Here is a 12,390-nt window from a genome sequence, read left to right on the forward strand (position 1 = left end):
TACTAACGAGGCACAAAATGGCTTTCCGTAGAGGCAAAGACAAAAAACGCAAATTTGCACAACAGAACCCACTGTTCAAGCGCCGCAAATTCTGCCGCTTCACCGTCGCTGGCGTTGAAGAAATTGATTACAAAGATCTGGACACCCTGCGTGATTTCATCCAGGAAAATGGCAAGATCATCCCTGCACGTTTGACGGGCACCAAAGCTCACTACCAGCGTCAGCTGGACACCGCTGTCAAGCGCGCTCGTTTCCTGGCTCTGTTGCCGTACACCGACAACCACAAATAATCCAGAGGAACCTTAGTCATGCAAGTTATTTTGCTCGAAAAAGTCGCCAACCTGGGTAATCTGGGTGACGTTGTGCGCGTACGTGATGGTTACGCCCGTAATTTCCTGCTGCCACGCAAAGTTGCTCGCCGTGCTACGGCTGCCGCTCTGCAAGAGTTCGAAGCACGCCGTGCCGAACTGGAAAAGCTGCAAGCTGAAAAGCTGGCCGCTGCTCAGGCTCAGAACGAAAAGTTGAACGGCCAAGCTTTCACCCTGGTTCAAAAAGCCGGCGTGGACGGTCGTTTGTTTGGTTCCGTGACCACCATGGACATCGCCAATGCATTGCAAAATGCCGGCTTTGCCGATCTGGTCAAGACTCAGGTTCGTCTGCCAGACGGTCACCTGAAAGCCATTGGCGAGTACCCCGTTCAGGTTGTTCTGCACCCTGACGTGATCGCTGAAATCAACGTTGTGGTTCAAGGCGACGTAGCCTAAGACTAGCGCGTTGACGCATGGTACATTCTTTCATGGAGTGTATCTGCCAAGCTCAAAAAAGCCGGTGCAAGCCGGCTTTTTTGTTTTCTCTTCATTCTGTTTGAAGAGAGCCAGCACGCCTGCGGCGTGACTGTATTGCCGCATTCGGTCCTGTCAGCCCAGCACGCTGTTGAGCCTGACTGTTCTGACCCCAGATACACATACTGTTCAAGCCCGCACAACACATTCTGTTGGCTGCGGCGTCGATTTTTTTCCTTGATTTGAAGGTATATGCATGGAAAGCAAGTCAGCCAAATCCGATTCAACGCTGGATTACCTCAGGGTCCCGCCTCATTCCATTGAGGCGGAGCAGTCGGTGCTCGGTGGCTTGTTGCTCGATAATGCCGCGTTTGACCGGGTGGCCGATATTGTCACCGACGAGGATTTTTATCGGTTTGATCACAAGCTGATCTGGCAACACATTACCCGCTTGATTGGTCTGGCCCGTCCTGCTGACGTCGTCACGGTCTTTGAGTCCCTGTCGGTTGCAGGCAAGCAGGAAGAGGTGGGTGGGCTGGCCTATTTGAATGCGCTGGCTCACAACACGCCATCGGCTGCTAACATTCGTCGCTACGCCGAAATCGTGCGCGAGCGTTCCACTCTGCGCAAGCTGGTCACCGTGGCTGATGATATTTCCTCGGCCGCCTTCAATCCGCAGGGCAAGGAGGCCCGGCAGATTCTGGACGAGGCGGAAACCCGTGTGTTTCAGATTGCCCAGGAAGGGGCGCGTGGCTCGCAAGGCTTTCTGGAAATCCAGCCCCTGCTAAGCCAGGTGGTGGAACGTATTGACGAGCTGTATCACCGCGAAGGCGACTCGGAAGTAACCGGGGTGCCAACTGGCTTTATTGACCTGGACAAGATGACGTCAGGCTTGCAGCCAGGCGACCTGGTGATTGTGGCGGGTCGTCCTTCCATGGGTAAAACTTCGTTCTCCATGAATATTGGCGAGCACGTTGCGATTGCCCAGGGTTTGCCCGTTGCCGTGTTCTCCATGGAAATGGGCGCGGTACAGTTGGCCATGCGTATGGTCGGTTCGGTCGGTTTGCTGGACCAGCACCGTATGCGTACCGGCAAGCTGACAGCCGACGATTGGCCACGTCTGACACATGCCGTGCAGCAGGTGCAGGAGGCCCAGATTTACATTGATGAAACGCCCGGCCTGTCGTCCATGGAAGTGCGTGCACGGGCTCGACGTCTGGCACGACAGTGTGGCCAACTGGGCTTGATCATCATCGACTACTTGCAGCTGATGTCCTCAAGCGGTGGCGAGAACCGGGCAACGGAAATTTCTGAAATCAGTCGTTCCTTGAAAGGTCTGGCCAAAGAATTGAATTGTCCCTTGATTGCTTTGTCGCAGTTGAACCGAAGCCTGGAGCAACGGCCCAACAAGCGCCCAGTGATGAGTGACTTGCGCGAATCCGGCGCTATTGAGCAGGATGCTGACTTGATCTTGTTTATTTACCGTGACGAGGTCTACAACCCGGACTCGCCCGATAAAGGCACGGCTGAAATTATTATTGGTAAACAGCGTAACGGTCCTATTGGTTCGGTTCGCTTGACCTTCGCCGGAGCCAGCACGCGCTTTCTGGATTACATGCCCAATTAAAAAGCACAGTGGCTGCTTCAGTGCGCGGGCTTGTGAGGCCGTTTGCCAGATGTCAGGACAAAAAAGAGGCATACCTTGGTATGCCTCTTTTTTATTCATCGTTCAGCGTGTATGGGTAGTCAGGCGAGGAGGTTCGTCGTTCTCTTAGTTTTCACTCCGGGCCGCCAGCCGTTTCGCCAGCCATGCACACACCAGTAGCTGCCACTGGTGAAACAACATGATCGGCAAGATGATAGGCCCGACCATGGCACTGGGGAAAATGACATTGGCAATCGGGATGCCGCTGCTCAGGCTTTTATTGGAACCACACATCAGCAGGCTGACACGGTCCTCAAAAGAAAAGCCCAGCCAGCGCCCCAGGTTCCAGGCCAGCACTTGCGCCAAGGTCAGCAGAACGGCGTTGGACAGCACAATCAGTCCCAAGGCACTCAATGGGGTGGAGGACCACAGACCGCCCACCACCGCGCCTGAAAAAGCCGTATACACCACCAGCAGAATCGAGCCTTGATCCACGACTTTCAGTAGTTGCTGACGCTTCATGACCCAGGCCCCGATCACGGGACGCAGCATATGCCCGAAGACAAAGGGGAAAAATAGCTGCAGCATGATCTTGCCCACCGCCTCCAGCGACACGGTGGCCTGGGCGCTGGTGGCACCCGCCAGCATGATGCCGACCAGCAAGGGAGTGATGAACACGCCCAGCAAGGTGGAGGCCGAGGCGCTGCAAATCGACACCGGCACATTCCCTCTGGCCATTGCGGTCAGCGCCACGGCAGACTGCACGGTGCTGGGCAGGCAAGCCAGAAACAGTATTCCCAGGTACAGATTGTCGGTTAGCCAGGGACGCAGCACAGCCGCCACGCCGCTGCCCAGAATAGGGAAGAGCACAAAGGTGACGGACAGAATCAACAGGTGCAAACGCCAGTGGGACAGGCCGCCCCAGATAGCCTCACGAGACAGGCGGGCACCATGCAGAAAGAACAGCAGGGCAATCGCGATCTGCGTGATGTGTTGGAACAGAGGCACGCCCCAACCTTGGGCAGGCAGCAGACTGGCAAGTGCAACCGTGGCAAACAGCTTCAGCAAAAACGGGTCAATCGGTAAGCGCTTGATCATGCTTGATGCGCGCTCATGGAAAGAGCCATACGGTAGGCATAGCCCAGGGAGGAGGCATCAGCCTTGCCCTGTCCGGCAATGTCGTACGCGGTGCCGTGGTCGACACTGGTGCGGATAAAGGGCAGGCCCACTGTCACGTTCACGCCTTCGTCCAGACCCAGCAGCTTGATGGGAATCAGCCCTTGGTCATGGTACTGGGCCACCACAATATCGAACTCCCCTTGGCGAGCCCGCATGAAGATCGTGTCGCCGGGCCAGGGGCCGCTGGCCTGGATGCCTTCGGCGCAGGCTTGTTCAATGGCCGGTGTGATCTGCTCAATATCCTCAGAGCCGAATTTGCCACTCTCACCGGCATGGGGGTTCAAGCCTGCCACCGCCACACGGGGCTTGGCGATCCCGGCCTGGGTGCAGGCCAACTGTGCCAGCCGGATGGTTTGCAAGACGCGTTCTTTAGTAATCAGGGAGGGGACACGGGCCAGCGGTTCGTGAATGGTGACCAGAATGGAGCGCAAGTGTTCGTTAGCCAGCATCATGGCGTAGTGCTCGGTGTGGCTGCGCTCGGCCAGAATCTCGGTGTGGCCAGGGGCATCGATACCGCCTTTTTGCATGGCCAGCTTGTTCAGTGGGGCGGTGACGATGGCACGGATCAGACCGGCTTGGGCATCATCAATAGCGTGGCACAGGTATTCGTAGGCGCCGCGTCCGGCCTGAGCGTTAACTTCGCCATAGGGCAGATCGTCGGGCAGGGCTTGCCAGCGATTCAGGACGGCAATGAGCCCCTTGGGTGTGCAAACAGGCTGCTCCACCTCCTCGACGTGCCAGTCCTGGTCGGCGCCAATCAGTGTCAGGGCACGGCGCAGCGCACCCGCATCGCCATAGACTACGGCGGGGTGGGGCAGGCCTTCAACAATCAGGCGGGCAATAATTTCCGGGCCTATGCCAGCGGCATCGCCCATGGTAAGCCCGATGGGCTGTGCAGTACGTTTCATAACAGTCAATAAAAATCCCCCACGCTGCGTCTTTGCTGTGCTTGTTGGCCTTGATGCAGCCTGGCGAAAAAAAAAACCGGGTCCTGGACCCGGTTTGAGTGAGTAGCGATTCGGTTTAGAGTGCGTCGCTGGCGTAGTCGGCCAGACGGGAGCGCTCACCACGTTGCAAGGTAATGTGGCCTGCATGCGGCCAGCCTTTGAATCGGTCTACTACGTAGGTCAGCCCCGAACTGCCCTCGGTCAGGTAGGGCGTGTCGATCTGGGCAATATTGCCCAAGCAGACAATTTTAGTTCCTGGACCGGCGCGCGTCACCAGTGTTTTCATCTGCTTGGGCGTCAGGTTCTGCGCCTCGTCGATGATCAGGAACTTGTTCATGAAGGTACGACCGCGCATGAAGCTCAGGGATTTGACCTTGATCTTGGAGCGCACCAGTTCCATGGTGGAGTTGCGCGGAGCCTCGGTGCCTTGTGGGTTGTTCAGGTTGCTGGAGGACTTGCCGGTGCCCAGGTGCAGGACTTCCAGGTTGTCTTCCAGCGCACCCATCCAGGGCTGCATTTTTTCTTCCTCGGTACCGGGCAGGAAGCCAATGTCATCTCCGACAGGCACGGTGGCACGGGTGATGATGATCTCGTTGTAGCGCTTGGTCTCCAGGGTTTGGGTCAACGCACTGGCCAGGGCCAGCAGCGTTTTACCCGTACCGGCATGGCCCAGCAGGGAGACGAAATCAAAATCCGGGTTCATCAACAGATTCAGGGCAAAGTTCTGTTCGCGGTTGCGAGCCGTAATGCCCCAGACGTTGTTCTTGCCGTGACTGTAGTCGCGCAAGGTGGCCAGTACGGCGGTATTGCCAGCGGTTTCGCGTACCTGGGCGTACAAGGGATCGTCGCCTTCGGTAAATACGAACTGGTTGACCATGAACTGGCTGCACAGCGGCCCGCTGATGCGGTAGAAGGTGGTGCCACCCTGTTGCCAGGACTCCATGTTCTTGCCGTGCTTGGTCCAGAAATTGTCCGGCAAGGGCATGACACCGTCATACAGCAGGTCGGAGTCATCCAGAACGTGATCGTGGCGGTAGTCTTCGGCCAGCAGGCCCAGTGCCTTGGCCTTCAGACGCATATTGATGTCTTTGGACACCAGCACCACTTCGCGTTTGGGCATGCTCTGGGTCAGGGCATTGACCACGGCCAAAATGGCGTTGTCCGCCTTGCCCAGCGGCAGCTGGATAGGCAGGGTGGTATCCAGAGCGCTGGTCTGGAAGGTGACGGCGCCACGCGCTTCGGTATTGCCGATGCCATCCAGATTGATGGGCTTGTCCAGACCATGATCGCCCACCAGACCTTCCAGGGAGCGGCTGACCTGACGCGCATTGCGAGCCACTTCAGACAGGCCCTTTTTCTGGTGATCCAGTTCTTCCAGCACCATCATGGGCAGGAAGATGTCGTGCTCTTCAAACTTGAACAGCGAATTGGAGTCGTGCAGCAAGACGTTGGTATCCAGCACAAACAATTTGCGCTGGGTGGGGGCCAGACGGGTGCGTTTGCTGGCTGCGCCGGCGACAGGCTTGGGGGGCTGGGCAGGGCTGGCGGCAGCGCTTTTGCTGGGAGCTGCTTTGGCCACACTGGCGGGCGCAGGCGCTGCTGCGGGGGCCGCGGGCGCCGTTTTGACGGGCGCAGGCTTTTTGGAGCGTGGCGTAGCAGCCGCTTTGCTGGTGGCGGCTTTGGGGCTGGCGGGGGGAGTGTCGGGTTCGTCTAGTGGTACGGGTGGATCGGCAAGGATGACACTGTCATCTTTTTCGCTAAGCAGGGTTCCCAGCTTGGTGGGCAACGTTGGTAGCGGCATATAACACGTACTCCTGGTTGTGTGCCGACCTGCAAGTCGGCACGGTAAGGTTTCAGGCGGCTTGCTGAACAGCCTGTAATACAGCTTGGACGTGGCCGGGCACTTTGATGCCACGCCATTCTTGAATCAACACACCTTGGGCGTCGATCAAAAAGGTGCTGCGCTCGATGCCACGTACCTGTTTACCGTACATGTTTTTCATTTTCATGACCCCAAACAGTTCGCACAAGCGCTCTTCGGTGTCGGCAAGCAAAGGGAAAGTCAGGGCTTGCTTGTCGATAAAACGTTCGTGCGAACTGAGCGAGTCGCGCGAAACGCCAATGATTTGTGCGCCTGCAGCCTGAAATTCGGGCAGGGCATCGCGGAAATTCTGGGACTCGGTGGTGCAGCCCGGCGTGTTGTCTTTGGGGTAAAAGTACAACACTGTCATTTTTCCTTTCAGGTCAGCGGCGCTGAACTCGCCCTGGGTGGAGGGCACGGAAAAGTCGGGGATGGGGGCACCAATTTGTAGGGCTGTCATGCTTTTTCCTGTATGAGTAAGGCGGCGACAACTTTGCGGCCTTCGGACATGAGGATATTGTAAGTTCTGGCGGCGGCCTGGGTATCCATGATTTCCACACCTATGCCCCACTGCAGCATTTCCTGCGTGACAGCCGGGTGCAGAAAGTGTTGGCGCTGGCCAGTCCCAATCAAGATCAATTCGGGGGCGTTGTCAGGGCGCGCCGGTGGGGCGTCGTCCAGAAAGGCCATGGGGTCTTGCTTGACCGATTCCAGTCCGGCAATCCGGCGCAGCAACGGGGCTGTCAGCTCGGTTGCGCTTTGAATGGCCAGGTCCTGCACAGGACCTTCAGGGCTAAAGAAGATGGAATGATCGTGGTTTTGAAAGTTGATTGCCACATAGTCCTCACCGTAAGCGGTGATGGCATTCATGGCTGGATTGTGTTCGCGTTGCAGTTGCACGATGAGTCTCTCCCGTTACAGGGTCGATGATAGCGCAAAGAGTCAGGGACGATGCGGCACCTGATCTGTTTGCAGTGATTCTCAGTAAGTCAATCATGGATTAAACTCTTTGATTTACTTCGCACCTTTTGGTTTGGGTCTTCGCTGTTTTCTTCTCAAGGAATGTCATGATTCGCTTTCCGCGCATCGAGCGTTTGCCGCCTTACGTGTTCAACATTACAGGCGAGCTGAAAATGGCCGCCCGCCGTCGTGGCGAGGACATTATCGACATGTCCATGGGGAACCCGGACGGCGCGACACCGGCGCACATCGTGGAAAAGCTGGTCGAGGCGGCCACCCGCCCGGACACTCATGGTTATTCTGTCTCCAAAGGCATTCCGCGTCTGCGCCGAGCCGTGACCAATTGGTACGAGCGCCGCTACAATGTGCACTTGGATCCTGATAGTGAAGCGATCGTTACCATCGGTTCCAAAGAAGGTCTGGCCCACTTGATGCTGGCAACCCTGGACAAGGGCGACACCGTTCTGGTGCCCAACCCCAGCTACCCGATTCATATATATGGTGCCGTCATTGCCGGCGCGAATATCCGTTCGGTGCCCATGGTCCCCGGCGTGGACTTTTTCGAGGAAATCGAAAAAGCCGTGCGGGAGTCCATTCCCAAGCCCAAAATGATGATTCTGGGTTTTCCCAGCAATCCGACGGCCCAGTGTGTGGAACTGTCCTTTTTTGAGCGTATTGTGGCGCTGGCACGCGAGCACAATATTCTGGTGGTACACGATCTGGCCTATGCCGACATTACCTTTGACGGCTACGTGGCCCCCTCCATCATGCAGGTGGAAGGTGCGCGCGATGTCGCAGTCGAGTTTTTTACCATGAGCAAAAGCTACAATATGGCCGGCTGGCGTATTGGCTTCATGGTGGGGAACGAGTCCTTGGTCAATGCCCTGGCACGTATCAAGAGCTATCACGACTACGGTACCTTCACACCGATTCAGGTGGCCGCCATTGCGGCGCTGGAAGGACCACAAGATTGTGTCAGCGAGGTGGTGGAGCAGTACCGCCGCCGTCGCGACGTATTGGCCAAGGGCCTGCATGAAGCAGGCTGGATGGTCGATGTCCCCAAGGCATCAATGTATATCTGGGCCAAGATTCCCGAGTTCTACAAGGACATCGGTTCGCTGGAGTTTGCCAAGCGCTTACTGAGCGATGCCAAAGTAGCCGTATCCCCCGGCATCGGCTTTGGTGAGTATGGCGACAACTATGTGCGCTTTGCGCTGATCGAAAACGAGCAACGTACCCGTCAGGCGGTACGCGGCATCAAAGAAATGTTCCGTAAGGACGGATTTGTTCAATGAGTCCTATCAAAGTAGGTTTGCTGGGTTTGGGTGTGGTTGGCAGCGGCACCTGGAACGTATTGAAACGCAATGCAGATGAAATCGCTCGCCGCGCCGGTCGCCGTATTGAGGTGGTCGCTATTGCTGTGCGTGACCTGGAAAAGGCACGCGCGCTGGTGGGGGACGAGGTCACCCTGACCACAGACGGCATGGATGTGGTGCGCAACCCCGAGATCGATATTGTGGTCGAGCTGGTGGGTGGCGACACCCTGGCACGCGAGTGGGTCATGGAAGCCATTGCCCAGGGCAAGCACGTGGTCACCGCCAACAAGGCGCTGCTGGCCAAGCATGGCAACAAGATTTTTGCCGCTGCTCACGAGCGTAGCGTCATGGTGGCCTTCGAAGCCGCTGTGGCCGGTGGTATTCCTATCATCAAGGCAATTCGCGAAGGCCTGACGGCCAACCGTATTCAGTGGCTGGCCGGCATTATCAACGGCACCACCAACTACATCCTGTCCGAAATGCGCAACCGTGGTGTCAGCTTTGCTGAAGCCCTGGCCGATGCCCAGCGTCTGGGTTACGCCGAAGCCGATCCTACTTTCGACATTGAAGGTGTGGATGCTGCGCACAAGCTGAGCCTGCTGGCCTCCCTGGCCTTTGGTATCCCCGTGCAATTTAGCAAGGCTCACGTGGAAGGCATTACCAGCCTGGCACTGGAAGACCTGCAACACGCACAACGCCTGGGCTACAACATCAAGCTGCTGGGTATTACCCGCGCCCGTGAAGAAGGTATCGAACTGCGCGTACACCCCACACTGGTTCCACTGCAAAGCATGCTGGCCAATGTCCAAGGTGCCATGAACGCGGTGCTGGTGCATGGCGATGCCGTTGGCCAAACCGTTTACTACGGTGCCGGTGCCGGCGCCTTGCCAACCGCCTCGGCGGTGGTGGCGGACCTGGTGGATGTGACCCGTCTGCAAACGGCAGAACCGGAACATCGCGTGCCTTACCTGGCCTTCCAGCACAACGCCATGTCCGATACGCCCATCCTGCCTATGGATGAAGTGGTGTCCTCGTACTACCTGCGTTTGCGTGTGGATGACCGTCCTGGTGTTCTGGCTGATGTGGCTCGCATTCTGGCGCAAGCCTCGATCTCGATCGGTTCCATGTTCCAGGAGCCAGCCGGTGAACAGGCTGACATCATCTTCCTGACGCATGAAGCGCGTGAAGGTGCCATCAATGGTGCGATCAGCCAGATTCAGAATCTGCCTTTTGTTCAGTCTGCCGTGACCCGTCTGCGCGTGGAGAACCTGTAATGAATTACATCTCTACTCGTGGCGGCATGAAGGCCCAGCCATTTTCGGACATCTTGCTGGAAGGCCTGGCTCCGGATGGCGGTTTGGCCATGCCAGAGAGCTACCCTCAAGTCAGTGCAGAAACGCTGGAGTCCTGGCGCGCCCTGAGCTACCCCGAACTGGCCGCCAAAGTGCTGGGCCTGTTTGTCACCGATATTCCGGCTGATGAACTGTCCGCCTTGACGGCACGTGCTTACGCCCCTGGCGTGTTCGACAGCGAGCAGGTGGTACCGGTCAAGGAACTGGAACCCGGTTTCTCCTTACTGGGCTTGTCCCAAGGCCCAACCCTGGCTTTTAAAGACATGGCCATGCAGTTCCTGGGCCAGGTTTTCGAATACGTGCTGACACAGCGCAACAGCACCTTGAACATTGTGGGTGCCACGTCTGGCGACACGGGTTCGGCGGCTGAATACGCCTTGCGCGGCAAGCGTGGCGTCAGCGTGTTCATGCTCTCGCCTTACGGTCGCATGAGTGCTTTCCAACGCGCTCAGATGTACTCCTTGCAAGACGAAAACATCCACAACCTGTCGGTGAAAGGTGTGTTCGATGATTGCCAGGACATCGTCAAGGCATTGGCTGGTGATCTGGAGTTCAAGTCCAAATGGCATCTGGGCGCCGTGAACTCCATTAACTGGGCACGTATTTCCGCTCAGGTGGTGTACTACTTCTGGGGCTGGCTGCGCAGCACGAACCAGGCCGGTCAAAAGGTCTCGTTTGCTGTTCCTTCGGGTAACTTCGGCAATATTCTGTCGGGCCACATTGCTCGTCAGATGGGGCTGCCTATCGCCAAGCTGGTTCTGGCCACCAACGAAAACAACGTGCTGGAAGAATTCTTCCGCACCGGTATTTATCGTCCCCGTGGTTCCGAGCAAACTTACGCCACGTCCAGCCCATCCATGGACATTTCCCGTGCCTCCAACTTCGAGCGCTTTGTGTTTGATCTGCTGGGCCGTGATGGTAGCAAGGTCAAGGCATTGTGGGAGCAGCTAGCCAAAGAAGGCCAATTCGACCTGAGCGAGCATCTGCCACGCTTCCAGGAAGAGTTCGGCTTTGTGGCTGGTGCCAGCTCGCACCAGGATCGTCTGAACATCATTGCTCAGGTGAACAAGCAGTACCAGACTCTGATCGACCCGCACACGGCAGACGCCGTCAAGGTGGCTCAGAACTTCCGCGAAGAAGGCATCCCCATGCTGGTGCTGGAAACCGCGCTGCCTGCCAAGTTCTCCGAGACAATCGAAGAAGCGATTGGTCAGCCCGCTCCGGTGCCTGCGCACCTGACCGGTCTGGCAGACTTGCCACAGAAGGTGGTGGTGATGGATTCGGATGTAGCTCAAGTACGTCGCTACATCGAGGAACACGCCCCAACCTGATGCCCGCTACCTGCGCTAGCTCCGGGCTGGCGCAGCCATAGCGGCTAGGTAGTAGTTTCAAACCCCGATTTTGATATTCCTGCTGGCCTGACTGATGTTCAGTTTGCTATGCAGGAAAGCAGAAATCGGGGTTTTTGCGTTTTTGGCCGGTTTTACCGCAAGACTGGTCGGGCTGCGGTTTTGCAGCCAACTGAACTTTTTCTATCAGGCCTTCATCAAAAACACACGATATGCGGGCATGATGTCTATGGCCTTTGGTATAGGCAGATAGGCGGCTCGTCTATCGAACATAGAGAAAGGATAGAAAAATCATGAGTAAAACGACTCACGTTAAATTACGCCCGCTGGAGCGCGAAGATTTGCGCTTTGTGCATTTGCTGGACAATAACGCCAGCGTGATGCGCTACTGGTTCGAAGAACCTTACGAAACCTATGGCGAGCTGGCGGCTCTGTACGATGAGCATATTCACGATCAGCGTGAACGTCGTTTCGTTGTGGAGTGGGAAGGGCAGCCGTCCGGCGTGGTGGAACTGGTGGAAATTGATTATGTACACCGCCGGGCAGAGTTCCAGATCATTATTGCGCCGGAGTTCCAGGGCAAGGGCATTGCCTCGCGGGCGACCAAGCTGGCTATCGAGTACGGCTTTGGGGTGCTGAACCTGTACAAGATCGTGCTGATTGTGGACAAGGAAAACCACAAGGCCATCCACATTTATCAGAAGTTTGGTTTTCAGGTGGAAGGCGAGCTCAAGCACGAATTCTTCATTAACGGCCAATATCGGGATGTGGTGCGCATGTGCCTGTTTCAATCGGAGTTTCTGGCCGCTCATAAGCCTGCGCAGACTTTGCTGACACCGTCGGCACAATAGTGTTTTGCCTCAATAGCGCTTGTGTTTAGAGTGTCTTAAACGAGGCCTTCGCTGATGGCCGGGTTTCTGGGCATGACTCTGTTTGATTGCCTTAATGCGTAGTGAGTGTTTGCTGGTTTGTGCAGGACCGCTTTGCAAAGGGCGGATG

Annotated in this window: 12 protein-coding genes; 7 read left to right on the forward strand and 5 right to left on the reverse strand. The window is 56.7% G+C overall.

The window, feature by feature from the left end; translation table 11 throughout:
- Nucleotides 1-17 precede the first annotated feature (17 nt).
- From rpsR to NBV64_RS06265, 3 genes are all read left to right on the forward strand, one after another.
- On the forward strand, nt 18-290 hold the full coding sequence (gene rpsR, locus NBV64_RS06255; protein WP_003802444.1) for a 30S ribosomal protein S18: 273 nt from the start codon (nt 18-20) through the stop codon (nt 288-290).
- Between the two features lie 18 nt (nt 291-308).
- The gene (rplI, locus tag NBV64_RS06260; RefSeq protein ID WP_009457571.1) at nt 309-764 is read left to right on the forward strand and encodes a 50S ribosomal protein L9; all 456 of its coding nucleotides are present in this window, start codon (nt 309-311) and stop codon (nt 762-764) included.
- A gap of 274 nt (nt 765-1,038) precedes the next feature.
- On the forward strand, nt 1,039-2,409 hold the full coding sequence (locus tag NBV64_RS06265) for a replicative DNA helicase (RefSeq protein ID WP_009457570.1): 1,371 nt from the start codon (nt 1,039-1,041) through the stop codon (nt 2,407-2,409).
- Nucleotides 2,410-2,553: 144 nt separating this feature from the next.
- On the opposite strand, the gene NBV64_RS06270 is transcribed toward NBV64_RS06265, so the two are convergent.
- The 5 genes from NBV64_RS06270 to NBV64_RS06290 all read right to left on the reverse strand — a co-directional run bounded on the left by NBV64_RS06270 (nt 2,554) and on the right by NBV64_RS06290 (nt 7,314).
- A complete protein-coding gene (locus NBV64_RS06270) occupies nt 2,554-3,525 on the reverse strand; it encodes a bile acid:sodium symporter family protein (protein WP_022983571.1) in 972 nt (323 codons plus the stop codon).
- On the reverse strand, nt 3,522-4,514 hold the full coding sequence (pdxA, locus tag NBV64_RS06275; RefSeq protein ID WP_009457568.1) for a 4-hydroxythreonine-4-phosphate dehydrogenase PdxA: 993 nt from the start codon (nt 4,512-4,514) through the stop codon (nt 3,522-3,524). The genes NBV64_RS06270 and pdxA overlap by 4 nt, the downstream gene beginning before the upstream one ends.
- A 115-nt stretch (nt 4,515-4,629) precedes the next feature.
- The gene (locus tag NBV64_RS06280; RefSeq protein WP_022983572.1) at nt 4,630-6,354 is read right to left on the reverse strand and encodes a PhoH family protein; all 1,725 of its coding nucleotides are present in this window, start codon (nt 6,352-6,354) and stop codon (nt 4,630-4,632) included.
- 52 nt (nt 6,355-6,406) lie between these two features.
- Nucleotides 6,407-6,874, reverse strand: a complete 468-nt coding sequence (locus NBV64_RS06285; protein ID WP_009457565.1) for a peroxiredoxin — start codon at nt 6,872-6,874, stop codon at nt 6,407-6,409.
- Complete coding sequence (locus tag NBV64_RS06290) at nt 6,871-7,314, reverse strand: Mth938-like domain-containing protein (RefSeq protein WP_009457563.1); 444 nt, start codon at nt 7,312-7,314, stop codon at nt 6,871-6,873. The genes NBV64_RS06285 and NBV64_RS06290 overlap by 4 nt, the downstream gene beginning before the upstream one ends.
- Nucleotides 7,315-7,481: 167 nt before the next feature.
- Here NBV64_RS06290 and alaC point away from each other — a divergent pair, with 167 nt between their 5' ends.
- The 4 genes from alaC (at nt 7,482) to speG (ending at nt 12,242) form a co-directional block, all read left to right on the forward strand.
- The gene (gene alaC / locus NBV64_RS06295) at nt 7,482-8,669 is read left to right on the forward strand and encodes an alanine transaminase (protein WP_026484343.1); all 1,188 of its coding nucleotides are present in this window, start codon (nt 7,482-7,484) and stop codon (nt 8,667-8,669) included.
- Nucleotides 8,666-9,964, forward strand: coding sequence for a homoserine dehydrogenase (locus NBV64_RS06300; protein WP_022983573.1), 1,299 nt, complete (start codon nt 8,666-8,668; stop codon nt 9,962-9,964). Before alaC ends, NBV64_RS06300 begins: the two co-directional genes overlap by 4 nt.
- On the forward strand, nt 9,964-11,373 hold the full coding sequence (thrC, locus tag NBV64_RS06305) for a threonine synthase (RefSeq protein WP_250756912.1): 1,410 nt from the start codon (nt 9,964-9,966) through the stop codon (nt 11,371-11,373). Before NBV64_RS06300 ends, thrC begins: the two co-directional genes overlap by 1 nt.
- 311 nt (nt 11,374-11,684) lie before the next feature.
- Entirely contained in the window at nt 11,685-12,242 is a 558-nt protein-coding gene (speG, locus tag NBV64_RS06310) for a spermidine N1-acetyltransferase (RefSeq protein WP_009461630.1), read from the forward strand.
- Nucleotides 12,243-12,390 lie beyond the last annotated feature (148 nt).

This window comes from Alcaligenes sp. DN25 (assembly GCF_023674485.1).
In the GTDB taxonomy this organism is placed as follows: domain Bacteria; phylum Pseudomonadota; class Gammaproteobacteria; order Burkholderiales; family Burkholderiaceae_B; genus Alcaligenes; species Alcaligenes phenolicus.